This window comes from Vibrio sp. B183 (assembly GCF_000740665.1).
GTDB lineage: Bacteria > Pseudomonadota > Gammaproteobacteria > Enterobacterales > Vibrionaceae > Vibrio > Vibrio coralliilyticus.
Window position 1 is genome coordinate 164,419 of record NZ_JPQB01000013.1, and the last position, 26,986, is coordinate 191,404.

The window sequence follows — 26,986 nt, forward strand, 5'->3', positions numbered from 1 at the left end:
TCAGCAACAAAATAAGCCACTAGGCTACTAAGTGGCTTCTATTCTATTTGATAAAAAAATAAAGGCAACCAAGCAATTAGGCGATGTGACGTTTGCCCAAAAGCTTTTTATGCAAGATATTTCAATACAACAGTATAAATTAAACTTATATCTTAAATTCCTACATCAGTCGCAGTCAGATTGTGGTATTCAGGTGGGATTTGCTCCCATGCTGATTTAATCTCGCGAATAATATCAATCACGTCATCGATAGGTTGAGGATCATTCTTGTGATTTGCCTCAGTAATTTGGGTAATCATAAACTCGTACAACTGATCCAGGTTCTGAGCAATGTCACCGCCATCGTCCATTGATAGGCAGCTGCGTAAGCTAATGATGATGTCTAGAGCTTTACCCAGTCTCTCACCCTTAACAGGAATATTGCCCTGCTCCATTGCCGCTTTACCCTGAATCAAGCGCTCGATAGCACCCGCCATCAGCATTTGAACAATTTTATGCGGGGAGGCAGCACTGAGCTGGCTATCTACCGATACCTTCTTGTAAGCCTGTAATGAACCACGCATAACAATCCTCTTTATATAAATTTCTTGTACTGCTGCACCGATTTATTGCCGTAGCGGTACTTTTGCAAACTACTGCCAAGTTCAGCGGTTTTCTTCTGCATCAACTCAACAGTCAACTGAGTGCGCTCAATGGCACTCTGCCATTCTGGTAACTGCGCTAACTCTTGGTGCTCATTAATAGTACTGATCAAGGTTAGCAATAACTGTTCCCTTTTATCGACCAACTGAACGATTTCTTCAGTATTAATGTCATCCGCTGAAAGATTACTAGCAATACCGTGATCAAGATCACCAAGAAATGAGATCTGTGCCAAAAAATCATCCGCCAAGTGCATTCATCATACCTGCTAGCTGAGACTGCATCTTGCTCGTCGCGTCCTGCATCGCCGTAAATTTGGCGTGTGTACGTTTCTCTAAGCTATCCATACGACGATCCAAAGATGCTTGATCATCATCAAGGCGGTAATTTTGTTCCACCATGCTGCGCTCACGAGTACGAATTGAGCCGGTGACACCAGTGATACCCTGAATCGCATCTTCAACTTTTTTTGCAAACCCTTGGTTGCCGCCAAAGAAATCTTCTAACTTATTGAAGTTGTTATTGAGCTGGCGATCCAACATGTCGTAGTTGATTTCCAGTGTACCCTGACGTGTCGTTGTAATACCAAACTCAGTCAATGTTTTAAGATCTTCAGGAGCAGGTTCAACTCTTGATGAAAACACCGACTTCAGTCTTGAATCGGCACTGCGAACCACACTGTCACCCGCCAGAGGGCCTGCGGCTCCAGTTCGTGGATCCACACCGGAAAGTTCTTGAGAGACCTGATAAAACTGGTTGTATGCCGAAACGAACTGCTCAATATCGTCTCGTACGCCCTGACGGTCATATTCGATATCAATCTCTGAAGGTGTTTTGCCGCGCTCGGAGCGACCTTTTAAGGTTAGGTCGACCCCTTCAATGGCATCTTCAATGATGTTGTTATCACTGGAAAGCTGAGCAACACCATCAAGCAGTACTTTCGAATCCTGTGCCGCTTGTACTTGGCTCATACCACGATAAGCGTCAAATGACTCCTGCGCCGATTTCAGGTCAGCCTGAGCCTGATCTATTCGCTCCAGATATTCCCTTTCTTCTTTTGGCAGTTTGGCACGTTCAAGCTCTTTAGCTTGCTCAGGGGTTAATTCGCCTGCCAAAACACGCGCTTGAAGTGATGCTTTTTCCTGAGCTAGCTTATCTTCCAACGCAGCTTGTTTCGCATCTAACGCGGCCTGCGCTTCTTTTGGTGTTACATAAGAATCCGTCAGTGTACCGGAAGCCGTGACACTCCAACCGGGAACATCAGGGGCTTTTTCCAGCGCTTTTGCATCTAGCTGAGGCTCTGGCTCCCAATACGAGTCAAGCAATGTACCGGACGCGGTCGCGGTCCAGCCAGGAATGCGCTCTTCTGGCTTTAAGTACTTATTAGCTTCGGCACCGGCCGCAGCAGCGGCTGCAGCGGCTGCATCTGAAAGTTCATTACCAGCACTTGCATCCTTTGCCGCATTGGCATCGGCAGCAATTGCCGCTTGTTTGGACGTATCGGCAATCTCCTGATCGACAACCTTTGCCGCCTCAATGTTTTGCTCTGCAATGCGATCGGCAACGGCTTGTTCTTCAGCAGTGAGTGGCTTGAGAAGATCTTGCGCAGCCGCACGAGCTCGCTCAAGATCTTTAACGCGCTGTTCAAGTGTTTTGTACTCGAGCCTTTTGAGAAGATTATCCGGTGCTGACTCCACACTCAGTTTGAGTGCGTTTTGTTCACCTGAATTACTTGAAGCAACGATAAGACGTGGGCCTTCGACATCATTGATGACTGATGCACGAACACCGGGGTTGGTTTTGCTGCCATTGATACCGCGAACGATATCAACCAGCTTAGAATTTTCCTGAACCTCAACGGTGAACTTTTTTTCACCGAGAGAAATCTGCAGCTTACCCGGGCCAAATTTCGCATCTTCCGGTAATACATCAGACGCAATTTTATGACTCTGGGCAAGCTGCAACACATCGATAGCATATCTACCAGCGATAGCTTCAGTGGTTGCCGTCGCGGATACAACGGTATCATCCGTAGATTCTACCTTTCTTGCGGCGAAAGCTTTCTCTTGACGAAAGCTCGTCATCAAGTTTTTCATCGTATCCAACGACTCTCTGAGCCGACCGTAGGCACTGATACTGGAATCAATTTTGCCACGCTCATTGTCGATTCGTTGCTGCTTAGGTACGCGCTCCGAATCAACAATTTTGCTGACCATGGCATTGATATCCATGCCAGAATTCATCCCTACAGGGCCAAAGCTCATTCAATCACCTCAAAATACGATCATACCGTCTGGTTCAACAACCCCGATGAATAACGGGCTGTTTGATCCCTCAGGCGTCGCAGTATTTCTAACATTTCCTCATCGGGTATCTGACGAATTATATCGCCAGTATCCGCTTCATAAATGGTCACTACATCTCTTCCCGACTCTTCATCGACCCGAAAAGATAGGCCAGTGTTGATGGACGCAATGAACTCGTTCATTTGCTGTACCATACGTTGCCGCTCTTCCCTGTTAAGCTTTTCACGTTGTTGAGACGCTTCTATCGCTTGATTAACAGCTTCAGCAGCTTGCTCTCTCACTTCGGCTGTAGAAACCTGTTCTTTCCGCGAGGAAACTTGCTGTGCACCATCATATTTTGAAGCAATTTTAGTGCCACTTTCTGAGCCGTAAGGCTGGACGTTCGATGTGTAGGATGGTATTTCCATAACAATCTCCCTTCCACCTTATAGGTTGGTAATCACGTTACCTACCAATAAGCTCGTTCGAACCTATCGATTAACCTAATAAGCTAAGAGCTGCCGATGGTGATTGTTTTGCCTGCGCCAGTACAGAGGTACTTGCCTGCTGCAAAATCTGCGACTTAGTCATCTGAGTCGTTTCTTTCGCATAGTCAGTATCTCGGATACGGCTACGAGACGCGTTAACGTTCTCGTTGATGTTATCCAAGTTGCTGATCGCATGGCTAAAACGGTTCTGGAATGCACCCAGTTCCGCGCGCTGACTGTCAACCGTTTTCAGAGCACCATCGATAACAGAAACTGCCATCTGAGACCCTGCTACGGTAGAAACATCAACGTCGGAAACCGTTTTGTTTTCAGCGGCACCAAAACCAATATCACCGCCCAACGCACCACCAATTGTTACGTCCGACGCTACTTTGTTATTCGCAGCGAACAACTGTAGCTTTCCTTCTTCACCGACCGACGCTTTCACGTCTTCACTCTGACCATTGATATAAGTCGCAAGCTGCTCGATGTCGTCACCAACCTTAGCATTTATGGTTAACTGTTTAGCTTCCCCATGTACATCAGTATAGTCCAGAGTAAGATCTGTTGAACCCTGAGAGACGGCCCAGTCAGTATCTTTACCCTGTTGCGCAATATAGGCTTTACCACCCATTCCTGACGTATCTGAGCGCATATTGCCCATAGTGAGCATTACTGCCTCACCTGAACTCGCACCGATCTGGAATGATTGGCTACCAAACGTACCATTGAGGAGTTTGTTACCACCAAATGAGGTAGTCTCTGCGATACGATTTAATTCATCGTTAAGAGCCGTAACCTCTTCCTGAATCGCAATACGCTCTGAACGGGAGTTCGAACCATTTGACGATTGCAGTGACAAGTCACGCATACGTTGAAGGATGTTGGTCGTCTCATTCATTGCACCTTCAGCAGTCTGTGCAATGGAGATACCATCGTTTGCGTTTTTCACCGCCATGTCTAAACCACGACTCTGCGATGTTAAACGGTTGGAAATTTGAAGGCCTGCAGCGTCATCACGAGCACTGTTTATTTTGTAACCCGATGATAGACGCTCCATCGATCTCTGCATGCCGTCAGCAGCACCATTAAGGTATCGCTGAGCAGTCATCGCAGACACATTGGTGTTTACGTTAATTGCCATATTGATCTCCTTAGGCATTAAGGGTGATGCACCTCAGCGTCTCTCACCTCACTTTGGTGCATCTCATTTCTCTCAGTCTTTTAACGGCGGAAGAAATATATCCTTTAGAAAAATTTTTAAAAAAATTTCTGTGATGGGTATCAATAAGCTATAAATATCTTTTAAATCAATGGATTATATAAACGAAAAAAATCCAGCCGAAGCTGGATTTTTTTCGAAGGTTTTAAACTTAGCCTAGAAGATTCAGAGCTGAGTTTGGCGTTTGTTTTGCCTGAGCAAGAATTGAGCTTGAAGCCTGAGAAAGAATTTGCGACTTAGTCAGTGCCGTTGTTTCTTTAGCAAAGTCCGTATCTTTGATTCGGCTCTTAGACGCATTCACATTCTCGTTGATGTTATCTAAGTTGCTAATCGCATGGTTGAATCGGTTCTGGAATGCACCCAGCTCAGCACGGTGGCTATCTACATATTTCAGTGCCGAGTCAATAATTGCTACAGATTCCTGAGCACCACCCACAGATGTTACATCAATAGTATCAACAGTAACTGCTTGACCTTGACCCATACTCAGTTCACCAGCAAGACCACCACCAAAGCTTACTGCGCCTTCAACTTTATCAGTGCCAGCGAATACCTGTAGTTGACCATCTTGGTCGACAGACGCTTTTACCATGTCAGTCTGACCATTGATGTATGTCGCTAGCTCTTCAATATCGTCGCCTTCTTTTGCATTGATATTAATAGTTTGTTGTTGGCCGTCAGTATCGGTCAGTGTGATAGCCAAGTCGTTTGCACCGGCCTGTACTGTCCAATCTTTATCTTTACCATTTGCTGCTTGGTAGCTTGTACCGCCCATGCCAACGTTGTCTGAACGCATGTCGTTCAAAGTCAACATCACGGCTTCACCATTGTCTGCACCAATTTGGAAAGATTTCGTCGCGTAAGTACCGTTCAGTAGTTTGTTACCACCAAAAGAGGTTGTCTCTGCGATACGGTTAAGTTCGTCATTTAGTGCTGTAACTTCTTCCTGAATCGCAACACGCTCTGATTTAGAGTTAGAGCCGTTCGCAGATTGTAGCGAAAGGTCACGCATACGTTGCAGGATGTTAGTCGTTTCATTCATCGCACCTTCAGCAGTCTGCGCGATAGAAATACCGTCATTCGCGTTACGTACTGCAACATCTAGACCGCGGCTTTGCACATTCAAACGGTTAGAGATCTGTAGACCTGCTGCGTCATCTTTAGCGCTATTAATCTTGAAGCCAGAAGATAGACGTTCCATTGAAGTTTGTTGTGCATTGTTAGCGCCATTTAGGTAACGCTGTGCTGTCATTGCTGCTACGTTAGTGTTTACATTCACTGCCATGGTGATTTCTCCGTTTGATTTTCCGATGTAACCGGTTTCCGACGTCTCGGAAAACCAAAGTAGTTCTCTCAAAGTTACTTTTATTAACGGCTCAATTTCGAGAACCTTGAGTATTTTTTTAAGTTTTTTTTGAAAAAAATGCTTTTGGAGAGGGAAAGTTGACCAAATACGAAAAAACTTAAAAAAACGCAATTTTTTTGCTAAAGCTTTAATTCACTCAGTCGATAATATTTTCTTTTTTTGACAATTAACCCAATAAGGTTAGAGCTAGATTTGGTTGTTGTTTAGCCTGTGCTAGGATTGATGTACTAACTTGCTGTAAAATCTGTTGCTTAAGCATTTGGGTAGTTTCTTTGGCATAGTCGGTGTCTTTTATACGGCTATTCGACGCGGCCAAGTTTTCGTTGATATTACCTAGGTTGTTAATCGCATGATTAAAGCGATTTTGCATCGCCCCTAATTCAGCGCGATGACCATCAACATACTTAAGCGCGGTGTCTATTACAGATACCGCTCGCTGTGCGCCGCCAACTTTAGAAATGTCCAGATTATCAACCGCTTCATAACCAGCTAGCCCCATTTGCAGTTCACCTGCAAGGCTGCCAGAAAAGGAAATAGTACCCGATGTCTCTTTGCCTGCCATAAAGACTTGCAGCTGCCCATCTTCATTTACTGAGGCCGAGACTTTATCCGTTTGACCGTTGATATAAGTGGCTAACTCTTCGATGTCATCACCGGCCTTAGCCTCAACCTGAATCGATTCCTGCTGCCCCTCGGCATTAGTGTATTCCATCACCAACGTCTGGCTGCCCTGAGAAACCTGCCAGCTATTGTCCGCTTTTCCAGCGGCGATATAACTGAAGCCGCCCATCTCTATACTATCAGAGCGCATGTTCTTCAGAGATACCTGAACCGCTTCACCGGAACTGCCACCAATTTGGAAAGAAGAACTGGCAAATGAACCATTGAGCAATTTTCGACCACCAAAAGAGGTGGTTTCGGCAATTCTATTCAATTCATCATTCAAAGCCGCCATTTCTTCCTGTAATGCATCTCTTTCTGCTCGACTGTTCGAACCATTCGCCGATTGTAATGAAAGATCACGCATGCGTTGAAGAAGGTTGGTCGTCTCATTCATCGCGCCTTCGGCTGTCTGCATGATGGATATGCCGTCGTTCGCATTGCGCATTGCGACGTCCAAACCACGCATCTGAGACTCAAGTCGATTCGAGATCTGCAAACCTGCGGCATCGTCTTTGGCACTATTAATACGATTCCCTGAAGATAGCCTCTCCAGTGATTGATTCAGCATGTCCGTCGCATTCGTAAGATAACGCTGCGCCGTCATTGCTGATACGTTGGTATTAACAGTGATTGCCATAACGATAGGTAGTGTTTCCTCAACAGGGTTATCTGTTATATCGGCCTGAGGAAATTTTCTTTAGCCTTTTTGCACAAAAAACCGAGCACATTAGCTCGGTTTAAAATCGGTATAGTCCGCAGGCTTTAGTTTGCTTTCATTGACTTACTTAAGCTTTAACCCTTTTAGCATCTCTACAGACGGGGCAAAGAAGTATGCTCCGGTCACGGCTTTAGTAAAGCGCAATAACTGGTCTGTTTTACCGTCGGTCTCGCCATACATACTTTCCAGCATGGCTTTAAAATTGTGTAACGTATTGCAGTAGGCAATAAACAGCAGACCATGCTCACCCGACACACTGCCATAAGGCAAGCTATGGCGAACAATCTTCAGGCCTTTACCTTCTTCTTTAATGTCCACACGACCAACGTGAGACGCAGCTGGCACATTATCTAACTCAATCGAATCCGGTTTAGTCCGCCCGATGACTTTTTCTTGAGCAGACACATTCAGTCGATTCCAAGAAGGCAGGTCATGAACAAAGCGCTGGACCATAACGTAACTGCCACCAGCCAACTCTCCTTGAGGAATAATTGCTACTTCATGGCGCTGACTATCTTTCGGGTTTTCTGTCCCATCGACAAAATCCGTCATGTCTCGAGAGTCGAGATAGCGATAACCATAGGTTTCATCAACCACCACTACGTTATCTGACGCTTGTGCAAAGAATGTGCGCAGCAGATAAAAGTGCAAATCATGACGATTCGAATGACAGTGGATAAGCACATCCACATCAGAACTCGGCGCTAAGGTGCTGCCTTCACCAAGCTGTGGGAAATCAATCAGTTCGTCTGGCATCGCGGCGTCACACTTTGACCAGAATGATTTGCTGAACGCAACGGAAAGAGTCAATTCAGCCCCAGGCTGCTGCTGATTAAGCTCTTCTACAAGTGTCGGTAGAGCCTGTAGCTGTTCCAGTACGGCAGCATGTTCCTGTGTCACCTTAAGCAGCGTGTATTGAGCGAAAGGTCCTGCTTCAGGAAGGATGGCACTTTGAGGGATTGTCATTTTTATGTCCTCACATTTACATATTTTCTCAGTGTATTGTGTTCTGTTTTAAGAGTATTGATAGCGATCATCACCCGTTACGTCAAACGGATGGCGGCGCAGAAAAACAATCGCGTACGCTGCGACTCTTATAGATATAAAGCATAAACCACAGCAGAAATAGCAAGGTGGCGGCATTCGCCCAGCGGAAAGCGCCATGTTCTAGGTAGACGTGGTAAAGAGTTTGAACAAACTGGCCGCCAATCGCCAGCATGGTAATCGTTTTACCCCAACTGACTAAATGGCTTATCCATTTTCGTTCCGGGCTGCGCAAGCTGATCATCCACATTAACGCGATGCTAGGCAGTCCCATCGCCAACCCCAGATACAACATTGAATGATCGGGATAGACAATATTGAGGATCTTAGCGCCGCTTTCTCGGCTTGCACCGGCGACAACAAAAACCACCCACGCTTTGGCGAGAAAAAACCAACCAAGCCAAAGCCATTTAGGGGCTTTGAGAAAACCATGTTTATCGTATTGTTCTAAAGCGTATCGCACTGATAGGTAACTGCGGTTGAGAAATTAAACTCCACTCTATACCAATTGAGGTATTTTTCTATCAGATATTACCTATAAAACTCATCCGATATTATTAGAGTTCGCTCGCACCCGCCTTATTGATAAAGCGATAAACATCAGAAGTAATAAGATCGGCGCGAACCAAAGCACAGCATTACGAACGGAAAATTCGGGCTGATATAATACAAATTCGCCGTAGCGCTCAGTCATGAAGTCCTTTACTTCCTGCTCACTCTGTCCTTGATTGATCTTGCTGAAAACAATCAGACGCAAGTCTTTTGCTATGGGGGAGTTGGATTCGATCAGATTTTGATTTTGACACTGCGGGCAACGCAAGGACTTAGCCAAACGTAGCGCTTTTTCGTGTAACTCTGGAGAGGTAAACTCAAACAACTCAACTTGGGATATTTGCTGTTCTGAAACCGCAACAAATAGCTCTTCATCACCCGCGTAACTACTCTGAACAAACAGCAACAGGATCAAGTAATAAAGCGCTCTCATCAACTCTTCTCCTCAGTAAAGAAGCGGGCAAATTGCTTCTTCCAGATATTAGGGTTGAGCAGCCCTGAGTGTTTATACACAATTTCCCCGGCCTGATTGATAAGATATGTCTCGGGGGTGCCAACCACACCCAGATCGATAGATAACTCCCCTTGAGGATCGTAGATCACCGTTTGATAAGGGTCACCCAATTGAGCCAGATACTGGTTTGCTGCCTTTGCTTGGTCTCTGTAGTTAAGCCCGATCACAGCAATGCCTTGCTCACTCAATTGATTAAGAAAATCATGTTCCGCACGGCAAATACTGCACCACGATGCCCAGACATTAACCAGTTGATACTCTGACTGGAATAACGCCTTAGCCTGAACCCGTTCATTCCCAGCCAGTAACTCAACCTCGTTCACTGGAAATTCTCGAACAGCGTGACTGCCTGAGTTGGAAGTGCCTTCATTCAGTGCCGCCCCGAGGATTAGGATAAACACTACCAGCGAGACGCAAAGGACGATGAATTTAGACTTTTTGGACGACGTCATATTTTGTTCTCACTATTCTCGGCGAAAGTTTGGGGATAAGAGGCAAAAATGCAGCAAATGTTGCTAATAATCCACCACCCCAGATCCACCAGATGTATGCTTTGTACTGAATTTTGACCGCATAGCTGTGCTCGTCAACTTTGGCAGCGAGCGTCACATAATAATCTCCAAGCCAGTTCGTGTGAATCGCAGGCTCGCTCGTGTTCATGACTCGGACGGGATAATGGCGACGCTCAGGTTTGAGCTCAAACGTTCGGCCTTCAGCATCAGTAAAACGCAGCTGTGCTTGCTCTGCTGTGAAGTTTTTATCTACACGCCACTCCGTTTGCAGATACTCAACTTGCCAATCGCGAAACTCTGCTGACATTCCAGGACCAAGTTTGCGAGTTAGCTGAGATGAGTGCTCCGCATTCATAACACACCCTATCGCGCCGATAGCCAACCCGATATGAGCCAAGAGCATAAAATTGAGCTTACCCAAACGGATAGCCCACCACAGATGGCTAAACACTACCCAGCACGCTAGCCCCCAAATCAACATTGCTGAGAATGACCACGTTTCCACTTGCCAAAAATACAACATTGCACCGACAAAGAATGAGAAGACAAAAAACAGGATCATCCGTTGCCATGAGTTCACCAACCCTGATTGCCATTTCAGAAAGGGAGCCCAGGCCATTGCCGTTAGCGCCAGAGCCGATAAAGGTAGAAGTAATGTATTAAAATAGGGTGCACCAACCGATATTGTTCCCAGTTGAAGCAACTCATAAACCATGGGGTAAAAAGTACCAAGGAAAACAGTAGACGTGGCGATCACCAGCAGGCCAATCGCGAGAAGCACCAGATAAGATCGGCTGATAATAGCCGTCAACTTTTGGCTTCGTATGGTCTCCCCTCGGTCAATTAAAAGGGCAAAAGAGGCGAACAAGGTAACAGCCAAAATACCAAGAAGCGCAATGCCTTTTCCCGGGTCGACTGCAAAGGCATGCACCGACGTCAGAACTCCCGAGCGGACAATAAAGGTACCGAGAATACTAAGGCTGAATGTCACCGAAGCTAAGATCAACGTCCAGACCATCAACTGCTGATGGCGCCTAGAAGCCACCATACTATGCAGCAAAGCTGTCCCCGTCAGCCAAGGCAACAATGATGCATTCTCAACTGGATCCCAGAACCACCATCCTCCCCAGCCTAACTCGTTGTAGGCCCACCATGAACCGACCAGTATCCCAAGCGTGAGAAATGCCCACGCAGATATCGCCCAAGGTTTACATAGTGTGACCCATTGGTTGTCATACGGTTTTTGCATCAACGCCGCCAACGCAAACGCCAGTACAGTGGAATAACCAATGTAGCCAAGGTACAACAGCGGAGGATGAAAAATCAGCCCCACGTCCTGAAGCATAGGATTGAGATCGCGCCCCTGAGTTAACAAGGTTTGAGCGTAAACAAACGGATTTGAAGCGAGTAAGGTAAACCATGAAAACGCTGCAATAAACAATGTCATGATCCACAGAACATGGGCGATATATCGCCCATTAGAATGACGAATAAATGAAATCAAACCTGCCCACAAGTTGAGTGTAAACACCCAAAACAGCATGGAACCTTGATGGCCTCCCCACACAGCAGCCAGCTTGAAGAGTTGTGGTAGCTCAATATTAGAGTGAGTGGCAACGTACTCGAATTCAAATCGGTCAGAGGCAAACAAAATCGCCAGAACAATCAGACTCAACGAAGCCATTGCTGCGTTGAGCCTGACAGGCCATATCAGAGAGAGCGATGCGCCTTGATCAGAATAGTGCTGCCACGCCCAGACTGCGGCGCAAGCTAAACTCGAAACAGCAACCCATACCAGAGCAAAGTGTCCTATCTCTCCCCACATGCTTACACCACCGTCATCTGACCAGCGTATAGAATGAAGGTACGCAACATCAGTACCCCGACCAAACTCAGCGTTGTCACTATGAAGATGTAACTGCCGTTATGGCGTACTTCGTTTGGCGTGACGGCATTGAGAGTCAGCGGCAGTAACATCCCAATCAACACGACGCCAAACCAGAACCAGTTTGACCAGAAACCTCCCCCTATTGCATTCCAAGCCGCGACTTCATTTTGACCACCGCTGAATATCAGGCCAGTAAAGAAAGTCACCAACACAAACAGCTCGAATAACACAACCGGACGTTCAAACCCATGCACCCAACGAACACTCGGGCTGTGCGCCGATTCTTTGAATACGAGAATGCCGAACAACAAACATGCCGCTGCACCCGAAGAAAGGCTGGAAAACAGGAACAAGATCGGCAACACAGGGTTGTTCAGCATCGGGTAAGTTTTCAGTGCAGAGAGCAGAAACCCAGTGTAGGCCGCAAGCAATATCGCCAACACACCCAGAAACAACTCGACAGGATTGTTTATCTTACCGATTGTGATCAATACGCCATCAACCCAGTCCAATAGCCCACCCGGAAGTTTGCCTTCGCAGAACTGTATGATCTGGTGGCGGAAAATCACACCAATCCAAACGAATAAGACCGCCATATAAACTTGGAAGAGAATTACCCCCATCGACATGACTGAAGACGGATTGTAGTAGATCATAATCTTCCAGAACGACAGAGGTTTGGTGAGGTGGAAAATCAATATGGTCAAACCGGCAATAATGCCAAAGGGAGCCAGCCAAGCGACGGCTTTAAGAATGCCGTCATTAGCAGGGTCACCTTCAATTACGCGGCGTTTGAGATACAAGCCAATCATCACAGCCCCAGCGGACATTCCCGCAAGAAACAAGTAAATAGCGATGATCCAGTCCCAGACCAATGAATCGAAATGGAAAGCCGTTTCAATACCGTTCATCATGAAACCTCCCCTTTGTTGTGTGGGATTTTGTACAACTTAGGCTTGGTACCTAAGTGCGCTTTATCGCGATAGACCACATGGTTACTTAACACTTGACTGATTTGACTCTGCGGATCGTTGAGATCGCCAAACACCAAGGCTTTGGTCGGGCAAGATTCTACACAGGCGGGTAATTTGCCCTCGGCAAGATTGGTATCACGACAGAAATTGCACTTGTCTGCGGAATGGTCTTCGGGATTGAAAAAGCGCACTTGATAAGGGCACGCGGCAAGGCAGTAACCACAGCCGACACACTTGTCTTTATCCACATCGACAATGCCTGTCTTCTCATCTTTATATGCTGCGCCCGTCGGGCAAACATACACACAAGGTGGGTTTTCACAGTGCTGGCAAGATTTGCGGGTAAAGCGATATTCCACATCAGGAAATTCGCCTTGTGGCTCGCTACGAATGATTTCCAGTCTCGACACCCCTTCTGGTACCTTGTTGACCTCGCGACAAGCTTCAGTACAAGCGGTACAACCGATACAGGCGGTCTCATCGTGAATCATGCCATAGAGCTTATCATCCACCTGTTCGACATTTGCTAACGTCTTACGACTGCTGATCATCGCAGTCCCGGCTACGCCTGTGGTCATAATCAAGGCGCCAGCACCAGTTAAAAAATTTCGTCTAGAACAACTCATATCATTGCTCCTCTTTCAACTGATTGAAGTCTGAATGACAGTCGACACACAGCTTGATTTTCTGCTTGCGCTCCAAACCAAGGACTTTTGCTTTACTGGCATGAACATCATGACAGTTAGAGCAGGTGAGGTTTTTGGCATGCACATCATGTGTCCAGCTGTCTTCACGCAGATACTTCGGCTTATGACAATCAGTACACTGGCTATTGGCCTTCAAAATGGCGTCAGGGTCTAGGTAGGTTTTGTCTGTTCCCTGCTGAGATTGTGCAGATGAGTACTTGATGACTTGCGGAGCACCTTCACGGTGGTCAGGCCCGATGTTGCTATGACAGTTAGTACAATTCACTTCACGACCTAGAATCTCATGGGCATTTTCACCATGAGATTGCTGAAGTGATTCTTTGGAATCCTTATGACATTGAATACATTTGTAATCTTTGTCCCGGATAAGCGTAACTTCATGACGAGTCGAGCTTTCTTCGGCTGTAGGGGCAGAAGAATCAGCAGCAACGGCATGAAGAGAATAGCCATAGAGGCAGAATGCAAGAATGGTTTTCAGCATTATGACTATGGCCAACTTTATATTGCCCATTTTATCCTTTCCTTATTCCAGAACAGATTTTGAGCCACGCTCAAAATAAACAGTCTGGTCAAAACCAATGCCCTTTAGCGGTATTTAAATCACCACTAAATGAGATCAATTCTTATTTTTGGAAAAGCCACAACGCTATCGATTACATTTTACTCAGCCTACTCTTTAGTAGTAGATTTTTTGCACAAAACCTCGATCCTTATCACCTTATTTTATACATGGTTAATAACCATAAGTCATTGATGATAATGAATTTCATTATCCATACCCAACAACAAACCTACCCCTTTAGGGTTATTAAAAATCAACTTTGAGCCAGATCACTGACCTAAATTGATCTAAAGCAATGAAGGGTTATTCGTGAGTTTTTACAAATATTTCCTTTTATTACAATTTATTTCAGTTCTCCAATTCTTAATTTGGAATTAGCCAGTTCACAACGCTGCTAATAAAACAGAATTATGGAGATAGCACTGTGAATAAATTGCACTGGATACCAAAATCCGTTGCAGCAATAGTAATATTGGCGGGTACTATTATCAGTACCACCAGCGTTGCTGCATCTGATGAAAAAGGCCTTATCGATCCGCGAAATCAGGCCTATGAACAACATCACCCTGATCAGTACCAATCTTGGAAAGAAACATCAGAAAGCGACCATATTGAAGATGCTCTCGCCGATGACCCCAATATGGTCATCATGTGGGCAGGTTATGGCTTTGCCAAAGACTACAATAAAGCCCGCGGCCACTTTTATGCGATTGACGACGTGCGTCAAACACTGAGGACTGGCGCTCCAAGTGACGAAAAATCAGGCCCAATGCCGATGGCTTGCTGGAGTTGTAAAAGCCCGGATGTGGGCCGAGTGATCGATGAACGTGGCGAAGACGGCTATTTCGATGGCAAATGGGCACGACTTGGCGATCAGATCGTTAACCCGATTGGCTGTGCCGACTGCCATGATACCCGCAGTGAATCATTCAAAAATGGCGAACCTGCTTTAGCTATAACTAAGCCCTATGTAGAACGTGCTTTCCAAGCTATCGACAAACCTTTTGAAGAACAGTCACGCCTCGACCAACAAGCGACAGTCTGTGCCCAATGCCACGTCGAATACTACTTCACTGGGCCCAAAAAATCGGTCAAGTTCCCTTGGGATAAAGGCACCAACGTCGCAGCAATGGAAGAGTACTATGACTCTATTGGCTTCAAAGACTGGACGCATAAAGTATCGAAAGCACCGATGCTGAAAGCACAACACCCTGGCTATGAAACTTGGCGTGATGGCATTCATGGTAAGAACAAAGTCGCCTGTGTAGACTGCCATATGCCCAAAGTCACCAAGGAAGATGGCACCGTCTATACCGATCATAAAGTGGGTAACCCATTTGACCGCTTTGAAGACACCTGTGCCAACTGTCACACGCAAAGCAAAGATCAATTGAAGAATATCGTTTCATCGCGCAAAGCTCAGGTACTCAACATGAAGCTGACAGCAGAGAAGCAAATCGTCGCCGCACACTTTGAAGCTGGAGCAGCATGGAAAGCTGGCGCGACTGAAGATGAGATGAAAGACATTCTTCAAGATATTCGTCATGCTCAGTGGCGTTGGGACTACGCGATCGCCTCTCATGGTATTCACATGCATGCGCCAGAAGTGGCACTTGAAGTGTTAGGTACAGCGGTCGACCGTGCGGCAGATGCCCGTACAAAATTGGTTCGCTTACTCGCGACCAAAGGCGTGACAGAGCCCGTTGAACTGCCAGACATTTCGACTAAGGCCAAAGCCCAGCAGGCTCTTGGCATAGATATGGAAAAAATGAACAGCGACAAACAGCACTTCCTTAAAACGGTTGTGCCGGAGTGGGAAAAATCTGCCCAAAAACGCGAAGAGGCGACGTACTAGATACTCACTTCTAATAAAAAACCTCCCTGACACGGGAGGTTTTTGTTTTCAAGACGCGCCGTCGATTTATTCTCGGTCTAACATGGCTTTTGCTTGATTAAGCGAATGAATTACGGCAACTCGGTCGATATCCTGACGCTGAGAGTCCAACAGTTGAGTCCAAGTATCGATGGCCTCTTGATAGCGAAAGCTGATGAAATGGTCATTGGCAATTAAGGTCAGAGCCGTCACATTACGGGCATCCAACTCCAGCGCCTTTGCCAGTAGATGATTCACCTCATCAGTCATACGCTGAGATCGTTCGAAATAAAGCGCAGTCGCTTTGGCAGCAAACTGATTGGCGCTAGCTTCCGGACTTAGGCGAATCGCATAATCGAAACAAGTGAGTGCCGAGGAAAAGTCCTGTTTATTCAGATAACCGTGTCCCAGTTGAAACCACAACTCCGCCTGATTGGGATCCTGTTTAAGCTGATTCTGGATATCTTGCATCCACGCATCATGAGTTTGAGCAGAAAGCACAGGTTGTTGAGGTTGTGGCGCTTCGCCCCGTAGCAAAAAAAATACGGGGATTGAAATGACTAAACTGGTCACCAAGATACGCTTCATTTATCTGTTCTACTCACAAAGGAATAACTTCAATGATAGGCGGAATTATATCGTGTTAAGATAACGCTATCTTTGATCTCGCGGTAATAACCTTCATGAAAAACAAAGTCGTTCCTTCTCAGGAAACACAACAAGAAGCGATGAAAATCGCCAAAGCGACACAAAAGCCGGGCCAAACTAAAGAACAGACTAAATTGATTGCCCAGGGAATCGAAAAAGGCATAGCTCAGTACAAAAAGCAGCACAAAGATAAAGCTCGCCAAGCAGATAAAGCTAAGAAAAAAGCACAAAAAGCCAAGCAAACTCAACACTCTGCAATCGTCCAACCAGAAGCCGAAACAGTGACAACGGTAGAAGCGCAATCAAAAACCAATATGCTACCATGGGCATTATTAGCCCTCAGTTGGATTGGTTTTATTATTTATGTCACTCAAATTTAGTCAGCTATGCTTCATCGCTTTGCCGATTACTTTACTCGCAGGCTGCACAACCCCAATCTCTCAACTCAATAAGGATGCCAGCAGCGTCCAGATCAGAATGGACAGCAGTTTCGACCCTGCGAACTGTCAGTGGCAGGGCGATCTGACTGGCAGTGAAGGACACTGGTATACCTACCTGTTCTACCCTAACGATGTCATGGTTCAGGGAGCGGTTAATCAGATAAAAAATCGCGCCAGTCAACTTGGCGCGAATACCGTTTATATGACGTCGCCACAAGACTTCACGACATCTTTTACCATACTGGGTAGTGCCTATAACTGCCCAACAGGCCGTTAGGCACAAAACCCTAGACTAGCGGCAATGTCCGCTTCTCTGTCTAATACCCACTGGCTGTCAAAAGGCCCCCAGTCAGACAACTGATAATACCCATCGTTGTGTCTGCGGCCATCCTGAATGAACATCAGTTCGATGCCAATACCAGGCAGAGCTTTGATTACGTCTTGAATCGTCCGGCGTGGCCAGCCCGTTTTCTCAATCAGTTTTGGCACATTCGGCCTATCGAGATTTTGGACCAGTAATGCTAAATATAAGCGCCTTGCAAAAACAGGACTCAATTCCATTGATACCTCCTATAAATTTCTAAAGTCATTATTTCTGTTTTGCTATGCGGTGTGTTGCGTTTGATCAATAACTCATCGATCCTCAACTTTTGAAACACATTTTTTTTGTCAGATGAAATATATCTGAGACACTTTTGTCTCTGATTACAGTTCCTGCTAGGATGCCAAAAAGCTTCTAATAACTTTATATAAGTCACTCTCAAAGGTTTAACTATGACAATCACCATGTACGGAATTCCGAACTGCGATACCATCAAAAAAGCCAAAAAATGGCTGGAAGCAGAAGGTGTGGAATTCCAATTCCATGACTACCGTAAACAGGGCGTTGATAAACAAATGGTTGAAACATTTTGCCAGCAACTAGGCTGGGAAAATGTGCTTAACAAACGCGGCACGACTTTTCGTCAGCTAACTCAGGAACAGAAAGACAACTTAAACGAAGCCAACGCCATCGAGCTACTGGTAGAGCAGCCAGCGATGATCAAGCGCCCGATCTTAGTCTCTGGTGATGACTACCATCTTGGCTTTAAAGCCGATCAATACTCAGCCATTTTCTCTTAAGCAAAAGGAATTCAAGGATGACAGACAGCCCTACTTTGGCGCTTGCAAAAGACTTAATTAGCCGCCAATCGGTAACACCTGTGGATGCAGGTTGTCAGGATGTGATGATTGAACGCCTGAAAGCTTTAGGATTTGAAATTGAAGTGATGGTGTTTGAAGACACCACAAACTTCTGGGCACGTCGTGGCACAGAAGCACCGCTGTTTGCGTTTGCCGGCCACACCGACGTCGTGCCAGCGGGCAATGTCGAGCTATGGGATACGCCTCCATTCGAACCGACTATGGTTGACGGCTATCTACATGGTCGCGGAGCCGCCGACATGAAAGGCTCTCTAGCAAGTATGATTGTTGCCGTTGAGCAGTTCATTGCCGAAAACCCTGACCATAAAGGTTCAATTGGCTTTCTGATTACTTCAGACGAAGAAGGCCCATTTATCAATGGTACAGTCCGTGTTGTCGAAACCCTAATGGCGCGCGACGAAAACATCGATATGTGTATTGTCGGCGAGCCATCAAGTACTGAACTCGTCGGTGACGTAGTGAAAAATGGTCGTCGAGGTTCTATCACCGGAGACTTAACCGTTAAAGGTATTCAAGGTCATGTAGCTTACCCGCATTTAGCTAAGAACCCCGTTCACCAGTCACTGATGGCGATTCATGAATTGGCATCAACCGAGTGGGACAAAGGCAATGACTACTTCCCACCTACCAGCTTCCAGATCCCAAATGTGCATGCGGGAACCGGTGCATCTAACGTGATCCCTGGCGAGTTCAATGTTCAGTTTAACCTGCGTTTCAGCACCGAGCTTAACAACGACATAATCGTTAAACGTGTCACTGATACTCTTGATAAACACGACTTAGACTACGAGCTTAAGTGGACCTTCAACGGCGACCCATTCCTGACAGATACAGGAGCACTTCTCGACGCTGTGGTTGATGCCGTTGATACCGTCAATCAAACCAAACCAGCCCTACTCACCACCGGAGGTACATCCGATGGCCGCTTTATCGCCCGTATGGGTGGCCAGGTAGTCGAGTTAGGCCCCGTTAACGCGACCATCCATAAAGTGAACGAGTGCGTGAAAGTGGACGACCTTGAGAAACTGACCAAGATGTATCAGAAAACTCTGGAGAATCTTCTGGCGTGAACATGACCCCTGAGCAGCTGACTGGCAAAGTTTCAACTCACCTGACTGACACTATGTTTGGTCAGAAGGTTTTCGCCGTTCACCCTAATGTCGAAAACGATTTACAAGCTTTGCGACAAGCTGCTGCTCAGGCTGGTTTCAATCTCAATATTGCCAGCGGTTTCCGCGATTTTGAGCGCCAGAAAGCCATCTGGAACAGAAAGATGGCTGGTCAAACAGCCATTCTTGATCAAAACAGCCAACCTCTAGATAGACAACGACTTTCTGATTCAGAAAAGATTATGGCTATCTTACGTTGGTCTGCACTTCCGGGTGCCAGCCGACATCATTGGGGATGTGACTTCGATGTATTTGATCGCAGCAGTCTACCTCAAGACATCCAGTTGCAGCTTGAGCCATGGGAATACCTAACAGGCCACCAAGCAGATTTTTATCGCTGGCTCAGGGAGTCTCTGACTGAATTTGGTTTCTTTTTTCCATATGCAAAAGATCAGGGCGGTGTCGCAGCAGAGCCATGGCACATTAGTCATAATGCAACCGCATCGTCTTGTTTATCCCAGCTTAGTCTGGAGACACTTCAAAAAGAGCTGATAAACAGTGGAATACAGGGTGAGGAAGTGGTGTTGTCGAATCTCGAAACGATCTACAATCAATTTGTCACCAATATCTCCAATGAGGTGGATTAATGGAACTACTCACCAATCCTTGGGTGATCATCTTTATCGTCTTGAGTGTCATCATAGGTAATATTGCTGCACTGAAGTACACAGCCAAAATGAAGTTTGGACAAACGGACAAAAAAGCTCGCTCTCAGGACGAAGAATCCACAGAGCAAGAGGAAAAAAAAGACCCGTAATAACACGGGTCTTTTTCATTTAAGATGCACTATTTGATGTGATCCCAAGAAATATTGGAGACAATTCGGCATTCATCGCACTTAAAGTGGAAAATGTCATGCAGTGGTTCATCCAATAACCACTCTCCACCGCACTTAGGGCATTTACGCTGTTTTTCATCTGTCAGACTTTTGCCACCAACTCGGTACTGATAGTAATAGGTTGGAATTTCCGTCACATACTCGATTCGACCACGCAAATCCCAGCCACGCTTGAAAAGGACACTGTCGGCATCACAAATTTCATGTAATGCCGCATGCTCTGCTCGGCAAGCACCAGCCATCTGGATTTCATCGCACGCCTGCCACTCAGTCTGCCATTTGATGACCGCTTTATGGTCGCCATTGAGTGTCGGGCCATTACGATAAAGAGGAATTGGTAACAAGCTTTCACCACTGCGCAAAGGCGAACAGGTATGCACATATGTGGTGTAGAGCACTTGCCATTCTGGTGTGGTTTCTTCTGCCGCTTGCTCTGAATTCAAATCTTGTCCAAGTAAACGGGCTTTCGGTGCCAGTAAGCACACCTCTGCCAAACGTTCGATGCAGACGTTAACAAAATCCGAATGATATTTAGGGTGCAAACTTTCCTGCTCTGGGCACACTACACGAACAAAAAATTCCCCTTCCCCCATCACGATAGGGAACTCACGTCCAAGTACCTGACCGTTATAACGCAACGCATCCATCAGGCCATTAATCGCTTTATCGACAGCAGAAATAGTGGTGTTATCAAAACACTCAAATTGTAATTCAACAACGTAAGCCATAAGTCTAATTCACTACATGACCAATTAGAAATAAACGTATTATAGAAGAAATTCTTACTCGCTTTTCCATATATTCCATATTTGACACCTGTAATATTTACTACTAGTTATATACATATAGTGTAAAGTAGATAGGTTATTTAGTACATGTATAACGTCTTATTAATTGAAAAAACGAAGTGCCTCCTCTTCGATACAGACATCGTTCAACCGCCTCTGCTATCATTTCGTTTTTGCCTTGACCACTTACACAATAAATCACTTAACTACCAAAAATCTCAGCTAGCAAATTTAAAGTATTTTTATGAGTTTTGGCTAGAAAAGTGGGGATGTACTTTAGATTATTCTTTTCATAGACTTGACTACTCTTCGAGCGCTATCTCTGAGCTAACATCGCAGCTGCCCGAATATTGGATATATCTAACTAATAATCGTATTTTGGCAGTAAACCTTTATAAGTTGCCATCAGAAATCACTCATCATGAAACTATCACTAAGATGCAAACCTGCGCACAACAATATAAAACAGCTTGTCGCTTTATCAAATTTCTCATTCATACTTATATTACCTATCACTACACAGGTAAGACAACCAGTGAACTTGAAAAAATTGAAAGGTTTTTACTTGGAAAGCTGGAAACAGAATCAAAAAAATATTCTCATTATACGGAGACTACAAGTGACAGTAATGACTTGAGAAGTTTAACTAACGAACAACTTGTAAGTTTCTCAGCACTTTTCAAACCTACGCCATTAGTAAACGATGAAATATTTACCAAGCAGAATTACATTGAGTATCGAAATTATATTTTATTTATTCTTATAAATCTGTATGGATTACGGATCGGTGAAGCCTTATTGTTAGAAGAAACCTCATTTAAATCCAATATACATAAAAATAAATTTTACATGTATATCTCAAATCTTGATAATCATGAAGACCCACGAATACGCAGGCCGAGCATAAAAAACAATTACAGTATTCGAACATTGGAAATAAGTGAACAAGTTTTTTATCTAATTAAGCATTTTTATGAACGCGTAAAGGAACATAGTAACTACGGCTTTCTATTTACGTCATCACAAAAAAATGGAAAACCGCTCTCTTACGATGCTGTGAATAAAATTTTTAAAAAAAAAGCGGATATATTTAAAAAACAGTACCCAGAGTATTTTGATCCGAAGAATGCGGACGTAATCACTCAGCTTTCTCCACATATATTTCGGCACACATGGGCATACCGAACACTAGGAATTTGTTTTAATTCCGAAGTTGCCTTTTTTACTAAGGCAGGAGCAGTTGACACCAAAGGCGTCATGGAATCAGCTAAGGATAAACTCAGAGCGTTGGGTGGCTGGTCGGCAAAATCCGAGATGCCTAATCATTATGCGAGACGTTTTATCGCAGAAAAAGCAAATACCGCTAACTTGGCACTTAATGATCAATATAGAGACGAGGTAGTAAACCTTCCATCACTCCATTAGAAAAATTTAGTTATAAGCCTAGCAATTTCTGTTCAAAGATAAAAGGAATAAATTAATGGTAGATAAACTCACGATTGAAGAAATTTCTTTATTCAAAATCACAAAGAAACAGAAAGATTTTAATTCTACACTAAAAATTCCTAGAAGACTTCAAGTCACGACAGATAATCCATTTGATGAAATTAATGTTGTTACATCTGAAAATTCATGGATATATCGTTACAGTGGTAAAAAAGTTAATTTGAATTTTACTAAATTCCCTTCTGAAATAACCAACCTACTAAAGTATTACGTTTTTGAAAGCGCACAAAATGGTTCTATTTTCTTTTCCGAAAATCTTTATCGCCTAAAAATAATCAATTCTCTTAAATTGTCTTTTTCATCATATAAAAATTGGCTTAAAGCTAACGTTGATATCGTCCACCCAATGCAATGGAACCAAGTAAGGGGGTTTACACAGTTTCTTTGCCGTATAGAACTGCCAGGCTTTAAAGATGAAGATAGAGAATCACTACTTGATATTCCTCCGCCAAATTCTAGCGGTAGATATCTGGTTTATCAAAATATAGAAAATGCATTTCCCCAATCAACCAAAACTTTAATAGTTAACGGTATAATGGATGCTAGCTCATTTATTAGCTCCCTCAAACCAGAACAATTATACAACCCATTAATTATTTCAGATGAAGAATTACAGGATTGGTGTATTTTTAGCATTTTGTATTTTACAGGACTACGCCCCGTACAATTGTCAAAAATATCGGTAGACGATATTCATCAAGACACCATAGATAGTAACACAGGACTAGTGCGTTATAGTTTATCGATGCCATATGCAAAAAAGCAAAAAGTCACAAAAAAACGTGCTTGTATTGCGCTTCCTACTGAATTTGGTGTTTTTTTTGAATCTTACATTAAGCGCTACAAACTATGTACTGAGTCACCATTATTACCAATAAAATCATCAGTACATAGATTAATCAAACTCATCATTAAGCGTACCCTATTTCGTATTCAACCCAAAAAAATTCAAAAAAAAATCACAAATGGCGAATTTTTACAGCCCTACCTTACCCCTATAGATTTTCGTCATAACATCGGTCATTCAATGGCTATGAGTGGAGCGAGCGCCGACGAAATAGCCTACATACTCGGACATGCAAAAACTAATGCGGCATCTTATTACATACTTGCTACTCCTCAATTGGCAATTATAAAGAATAATGCTCTCGGAACAAATAATGCATGGGAAAATATGATCAATCTCCTTATGACAGACTACATAATTGATATAAATAACTGGGATGGTAAAAAAGTTAGCGGTATAGTAAATGGAAAACTGCACTTACATATTGGAGGATGCCGGAAAAAATCAAACTGTCACCTGGCAAAAGTTCGCTCATGCTATGGATGTTTTTATTTTCATCCTTCTTCTGATTCAGAAAAACATATCAATGTTATTAAATCACTTGAAAGCGAGATATTGAACACTATCGAGATTTCAGAAAAATCTGGAAATAGCAGAAACCCTATATCTGAAAGCATGCTAAAAACAAGAATACAAATTCAGATTATAATTAATCGCATAAATGGGAGAAAACTGTAATGCAAGAGGCTATTAATAATCTGAAAATATTCATATATGATCAAAAATCTTATTTTAAGCTCACTATACAACCAATTGTTGAATTCAACTGGGATGGGCAAGGTTATAAAGACAAAAGATTAAACCAGAAATGGGTAGCTGAAAGTCAGTACTCCTCAGGGCTTTTTTCTTGTGATAATAGAGTATCCCTAAACTTCACCACTATCTCAACCAAAGCAAGAAAAGGAGTTTACCTTCCGGGTGAAAGCAAAGTCTTACCTAAAAAAATAAATATGAATCAAGAGTTTATTGATTTTTCCAAAGCATTATTGTTGAAGATAAACTATACCCAAAGAACATCAATCAAAACTCTAAAAGAAAGCACACTAGGGCTAATCAAGCTCATCTATATACGAATGTTTATTAACGGAGATAGCAATCCTAAGGTGATGAATATTAGTAGTGAAATAATTCAGCAGGCAATGGATGCTAAAGAATTAGGCGGAAAAGGGGCTGATACTGTCCAATCCTCTATGTGCTCTTTAATTAATCATATCAACCGCCTTGGCGTAACATTAACCCCTCTATTTTATACTCCTACGGTTAAAAAAAAGCACACAAATGAATACACAAAACTTTCTCAAATACACAACAACTCAAACTTTCACGACTGTGAGTTCGCTAATGAGCTAGATGAAGATGAAGATAGAAAACTTCTTACTATTCAGACTTTTTTGAATTTAGTAGCAGCTAGAAAATTAGTTAAAACTGATGGTGAGAAAATCCTGTTAAACCTCACAATGTTATTGTTGGTAACGGGCTTTCGCTTCGGTGAGGCAAGAGCTATACGCAAAGATTCCTTAAAACGTCTTGAGGTTGACGATGATAAGGTTGTTGAAATCCTTCAAGATAAAGGGCTAAGAACTTACTATCTGGGAATTGAGTACATTGGAGAAAAAAAAGCGGGACAACGCGTGCACTGGATTGAGCCCCTAGCTATTCCTCTAGTCGAGACAATTTTTAACGACACCCTAAAATTAACCCAAAACTTAAGACGAATTTATTCTGATTTCAGACGCACTGGAGTTAAAAACCTTTTACCTCTGTCACTTAAAGATAAAGAAAACATTGAGCTTGGTGATCTTATCAAACACGTTACCATCGGAGCTTCACCATATTGTAGACAGCGAGAAAATATACAGCGAAATTTCAGATCATTTGGACTACACCCCTTTCATAGGGGTTACGCTAAAGTCCTTTATCACACACCTGATGTCAATGCATATTTGCAAACGGTCGCGTCAAAATCACCGCACATTAACGCCAAGGACTTTTCTTTCAACTTTAATGACACATCAACAGGAGAAATAATAAACATTCCTTATGAAGAGCTCCTATTTATTGCACCGCTAGGTTCACTAACAACAGGGACAAAGCTTTACTATCCAACGATAGCGACCCCTATAAGCTTTCAAGCTATAAACAATTTTTTGGCTGGGAAAAACACACTGTTTAGAACCTACGGATTGATAGAAGAAAATGGTGAATTCTCGCGAATGACAACTCATATACCTCGACACAATATAAATACTTTCCTTGCTATCGCAGGTATTAATGATCACTTGCAAGCAGCAATGATGGGACGCGTAGATATAAATCAAAATGATAAATATCAACATCTTGCAATAGAAGAAAGAGCAAAAGCTAATGATATTATTCCTTATGAGCAAAGAATAGATATTCGAAACGAAATAAATAATAAAACCCAAAATCTTAGCCCAATTGATAAAATAGAAGCGACTGGTGTTATTCACATTAACCCAAAGTTAAAGGCTCATAATGGGCTAAACCAAAACTTTCACACATTCACCACTCACAAAGATACAATTAATTTCTTCGAAGATATGATTAATTCAGATATTGACGACATTACTGCCGGTCTAACCAAAGCCTACAGATTAGAGCCTTCAAAACCCCAAAAAAAAGCATTATTACACTGCCATACCACTCTACATGCTCTCGATTTTGGTAGTTGTATGAGAAAAATAGAACTATGGTCATGTCCATATAATCACAAATGCCAGGATGGCAGGCCATGCCCGTATTTCACTCTTACCGGCCGGGCTGATGAGCCGGAAAAGTTAGAAGCAAAGATTCAGACAAATATGCGCACCATCAAAGAACTGCAGGAATTAGCTCTCCGGAGAGTGATCACTCCTTTGGAGTTAACCGAATTGACTGAAGACTTGAATTTGGTCACTCTAAATCTTGATCGTTTATCCAAGCTTTCGGCTAGTCTTGAATTCCCTAAACAACCGATTAATTTAATCGCCTTTGACGACCATAAGCAACCAAAGACCCTAGCTACAATTTTTGCCTACGAACACCGAAAACTGGAAAAACAAAAATCAAAAGGGGAAAATAAAAATGTCTAAATTAAAGGGGAAAGATCTCGATAAAGCGATCGAAGCAGAACTAAAAAAAATGATTGAAGAAGGATTCGAACAATCCCCCATCAGTAATAAATATCTTTATGATAGATTGATAAACAAGAAGATTATTACTGGTGCTATTAGTACTCTTACAAATAGAAAACAGTTAATTGAAGAATACAAAACAATACAACAGGCTAACGTAGGTGGTGTATTTGGTGAAAGTTTACGCTCTGGTTCAACCAAGAGCCGTAACGAACTCATAAAAACAAATGCCAAACTTCGCGAAGATATTAAAAAAGCGGAAAAACAGCTAGCAGATAATACAAAGTCACTTATAGCAATGGCAAAACATATCAAATTTAATGGTTTTGCAAAGGATATTGAAAGGTCTATGTCACCATATTTGATTAGAGAGTTAAATAAGAGCAATGAACATAGCTGATTT

Annotated in this window: 29 protein-coding genes; 11 read left to right on the forward strand and 18 right to left on the reverse strand. The window is 43.6% G+C overall.

All coding sequences use genetic code 11. From position 1 onward, the window contains the following. Window positions 1-152 precede the first annotated feature (152 nt). From fliS to nrfB, 15 genes are all read right to left on the reverse strand, one after another. Entirely contained in the window at window positions 153-563 is a 411-nt protein-coding gene (fliS, locus tag IX95_RS14460) for a flagellar export chaperone FliS (RefSeq protein WP_019274549.1), read from the reverse strand. A gap of 11 nt (window positions 564-574) precedes the next feature. Further along, entirely contained in the window at window positions 575-898 is a 324-nt protein-coding gene (locus tag IX95_RS14465; RefSeq protein WP_019274548.1) for a flagellar protein FliT, read from the reverse strand. Then, complete coding sequence (gene fliD / locus IX95_RS14470; protein WP_038161158.1) at window positions 882-2,906, reverse strand: flagellar filament capping protein FliD; 2,025 nt, start codon at window positions 2,904-2,906, stop codon at window positions 882-884. Before fliD ends, IX95_RS14465 begins: the two co-directional genes overlap by 17 nt. Window positions 2,907-2,926: 20 nt before the next feature. Further along, complete coding sequence (flaG, locus tag IX95_RS14475; protein WP_006959525.1) at window positions 2,927-3,355, reverse strand: flagellar protein FlaG; 429 nt, start codon at window positions 3,353-3,355, stop codon at window positions 2,927-2,929. Between the two features lie 70 nt (window positions 3,356-3,425). Further along, window positions 3,426-4,559, reverse strand: coding sequence for a flagellin (locus IX95_RS14480; RefSeq protein ID WP_006959526.1), 1,134 nt, complete (start codon window positions 4,557-4,559; stop codon window positions 3,426-3,428). 229 nt (window positions 4,560-4,788) lie between these two features. Next, the gene (locus IX95_RS14485) at window positions 4,789-5,922 is read right to left on the reverse strand and encodes a flagellin (protein ID WP_006959527.1); all 1,134 of its coding nucleotides are present in this window, start codon (window positions 5,920-5,922) and stop codon (window positions 4,789-4,791) included. A 247-nt stretch (window positions 5,923-6,169) separates the two neighbouring features. Continuing rightward, window positions 6,170-7,303: a flagellin gene (locus tag IX95_RS14490; RefSeq protein WP_038161161.1), complete on the reverse strand. Its 1,134-nt coding sequence runs from the start codon at window positions 7,301-7,303 to the stop codon at window positions 6,170-6,172. A 144-nt stretch (window positions 7,304-7,447) separates the two neighbouring features. Further along, window positions 7,448-8,350, reverse strand: coding sequence for a Dyp-type peroxidase (locus IX95_RS14495; protein ID WP_019274545.1), 903 nt, complete (start codon window positions 8,348-8,350; stop codon window positions 7,448-7,450). Between the two features lie 82 nt (window positions 8,351-8,432). Further along, the gene (locus IX95_RS14500) at window positions 8,433-8,891 is read right to left on the reverse strand and encodes a DUF2919 domain-containing protein (RefSeq protein WP_038161163.1); all 459 of its coding nucleotides are present in this window, start codon (window positions 8,889-8,891) and stop codon (window positions 8,433-8,435) included. A gap of 81 nt (window positions 8,892-8,972) precedes the next feature. Beyond that, window positions 8,973-9,413, reverse strand: a complete 441-nt coding sequence (locus IX95_RS14505; protein WP_038161165.1) for a cytochrome c-type biogenesis protein — start codon at window positions 9,411-9,413, stop codon at window positions 8,973-8,975. Then, window positions 9,413-9,946 carry a DsbE family thiol:disulfide interchange protein gene (locus tag IX95_RS14510; RefSeq protein ID WP_038161167.1) on the reverse strand — a complete coding sequence of 178 codons (534 nt, stop codon included), beginning with the start codon at window positions 9,944-9,946 and terminating at the stop codon, window positions 9,413-9,415. Before IX95_RS14510 ends, IX95_RS14505 begins: the two co-directional genes overlap by 1 nt. Next, window positions 9,924-11,831: a heme lyase CcmF/NrfE family subunit gene (locus IX95_RS14515; RefSeq protein ID WP_038161170.1), complete on the reverse strand. Its 1,908-nt coding sequence runs from the start codon at window positions 11,829-11,831 to the stop codon at window positions 9,924-9,926. The genes IX95_RS14510 and IX95_RS14515 overlap by 23 nt, the downstream gene beginning before the upstream one ends. A gap of 2 nt (window positions 11,832-11,833) precedes the next feature. Further along, window positions 11,834-12,805: a cytochrome c nitrite reductase subunit NrfD gene (gene nrfD, locus IX95_RS14520; RefSeq protein ID WP_038161278.1), complete on the reverse strand. Its 972-nt coding sequence runs from the start codon at window positions 12,803-12,805 to the stop codon at window positions 11,834-11,836. Continuing rightward, window positions 12,805-13,494: a cytochrome c nitrite reductase Fe-S protein gene (nrfC, locus tag IX95_RS14525; protein ID WP_038161173.1), complete on the reverse strand. Its 690-nt coding sequence runs from the start codon at window positions 13,492-13,494 to the stop codon at window positions 12,805-12,807. Before nrfC ends, nrfD begins: the two co-directional genes overlap by 1 nt. Window position 13,495: 1 nt before the next feature. Then, complete coding sequence (nrfB, locus tag IX95_RS14530; protein ID WP_006959536.1) at window positions 13,496-14,086, reverse strand: cytochrome c nitrite reductase pentaheme subunit; 591 nt, start codon at window positions 14,084-14,086, stop codon at window positions 13,496-13,498. Window positions 14,087-14,579: 493 nt separating this feature from the next. Here nrfB and nrfA point away from each other — a divergent pair, with 493 nt between their 5' ends. After that, the gene (gene nrfA, locus IX95_RS14535; protein WP_436411205.1) at window positions 14,580-15,992 is read left to right on the forward strand and encodes an ammonia-forming nitrite reductase cytochrome c552 subunit; all 1,413 of its coding nucleotides are present in this window, start codon (window positions 14,580-14,582) and stop codon (window positions 15,990-15,992) included. A gap of 66 nt (window positions 15,993-16,058) precedes the next feature. Here the strand turns inward: nrfA and IX95_RS14540 are convergent, their stop codons facing one another. Further along, on the reverse strand, window positions 16,059-16,598 hold the full coding sequence (locus IX95_RS14540; protein WP_038161189.1) for a TPR domain-containing protein: 540 nt from the start codon (window positions 16,596-16,598) through the stop codon (window positions 16,059-16,061). A gap of 95 nt (window positions 16,599-16,693) precedes the next feature. Between IX95_RS14540 and IX95_RS14545 the strand changes: the two genes are divergently transcribed. Further along, window positions 16,694-17,038 (forward strand): DUF2956 domain-containing protein, encoded by a 345-nt coding sequence (locus IX95_RS14545; RefSeq protein ID WP_038161192.1) that lies wholly within the window; start codon window positions 16,694-16,696, stop codon window positions 17,036-17,038. Beyond that, window positions 17,022-17,375 (forward strand): DUF4156 domain-containing protein, encoded by a 354-nt coding sequence (locus tag IX95_RS14550; protein WP_050778617.1) that lies wholly within the window; start codon window positions 17,022-17,024, stop codon window positions 17,373-17,375. The genes IX95_RS14545 and IX95_RS14550 overlap by 17 nt, the downstream gene beginning before the upstream one ends. Here IX95_RS14550 and IX95_RS14555 read toward each other — a convergent pair. Then, complete coding sequence (locus tag IX95_RS14555; RefSeq protein ID WP_038161197.1) at window positions 17,372-17,659, reverse strand: winged helix-turn-helix domain-containing protein; 288 nt, start codon at window positions 17,657-17,659, stop codon at window positions 17,372-17,374. The two genes, IX95_RS14550 and IX95_RS14555, sit on opposite strands and share 4 nt — an antisense overlap. 213 nt (window positions 17,660-17,872) lie before the next feature. Here IX95_RS14555 and IX95_RS14560 point away from each other — a divergent pair, with 213 nt between their 5' ends. Genes IX95_RS14560 through IX95_RS25920 form a run of 4 tightly spaced genes read left to right on the forward strand, consistent with a single transcriptional unit; the run spans window position 17,873 to window position 20,227 of the window. Then, window positions 17,873-18,220 carry an ArsC family reductase gene (locus tag IX95_RS14560; protein WP_038161199.1) on the forward strand — a complete coding sequence of 116 codons (348 nt, stop codon included), beginning with the start codon at window positions 17,873-17,875 and terminating at the stop codon, window positions 18,218-18,220. 17 nt (window positions 18,221-18,237) lie between these two features. After that, window positions 18,238-19,371: a succinyl-diaminopimelate desuccinylase gene (gene dapE / locus IX95_RS14565; protein ID WP_038161201.1), complete on the forward strand. Its 1,134-nt coding sequence runs from the start codon at window positions 18,238-18,240 to the stop codon at window positions 19,369-19,371. Between the two features lie 2 nt (window positions 19,372-19,373). Further along, window positions 19,374-20,057 (forward strand): M15 family metallopeptidase, encoded by a 684-nt coding sequence (locus IX95_RS14570; protein ID WP_038161204.1) that lies wholly within the window; start codon window positions 19,374-19,376, stop codon window positions 20,055-20,057. Continuing rightward, window positions 20,057-20,227 carry a DUF2897 family protein gene (locus tag IX95_RS25920; protein WP_019276172.1) on the forward strand — a complete coding sequence of 57 codons (171 nt, stop codon included), beginning with the start codon at window positions 20,057-20,059 and terminating at the stop codon, window positions 20,225-20,227. The genes IX95_RS14570 and IX95_RS25920 overlap by 1 nt, the downstream gene beginning before the upstream one ends. A 29-nt stretch (window positions 20,228-20,256) precedes the next feature. On the opposite strand, the gene IX95_RS14575 is transcribed toward IX95_RS25920, so the two are convergent. Continuing rightward, window positions 20,257-21,036, reverse strand: a complete 780-nt coding sequence (locus tag IX95_RS14575) for a Zn-ribbon-containing protein (RefSeq protein ID WP_038161207.1) — start codon at window positions 21,034-21,036, stop codon at window positions 20,257-20,259. Between the two features lie 147 nt (window positions 21,037-21,183). Between IX95_RS14575 and IX95_RS14580 the strand changes: the two genes are divergently transcribed. The 4 genes from IX95_RS14580 to IX95_RS14595 are packed head-to-tail and all read left to right on the forward strand — an operon-like array spanning window position 21,184 to window position 26,983. Then, on the forward strand, window positions 21,184-22,521 hold the full coding sequence (locus tag IX95_RS14580; RefSeq protein ID WP_038161210.1) for a tyrosine-type recombinase/integrase: 1,338 nt from the start codon (window positions 21,184-21,186) through the stop codon (window positions 22,519-22,521). Between the two features lie 55 nt (window positions 22,522-22,576). Further along, on the forward strand, window positions 22,577-24,127 hold the full coding sequence (locus IX95_RS14585) for a site-specific integrase (RefSeq protein ID WP_038161213.1): 1,551 nt from the start codon (window positions 22,577-22,579) through the stop codon (window positions 24,125-24,127). Next, window positions 24,127-26,541 (forward strand): hypothetical protein, encoded by a 2,415-nt coding sequence (locus IX95_RS14590; RefSeq protein WP_038161215.1) that lies wholly within the window; start codon window positions 24,127-24,129, stop codon window positions 26,539-26,541. The genes IX95_RS14585 and IX95_RS14590 overlap by 1 nt, the downstream gene beginning before the upstream one ends. Continuing rightward, window positions 26,534-26,983, forward strand: coding sequence for a hypothetical protein (locus tag IX95_RS14595; RefSeq protein WP_038161218.1), 450 nt, complete (start codon window positions 26,534-26,536; stop codon window positions 26,981-26,983). The genes IX95_RS14590 and IX95_RS14595 overlap by 8 nt, the downstream gene beginning before the upstream one ends. Window positions 26,984-26,986: the final 3 nt, after the last annotated feature.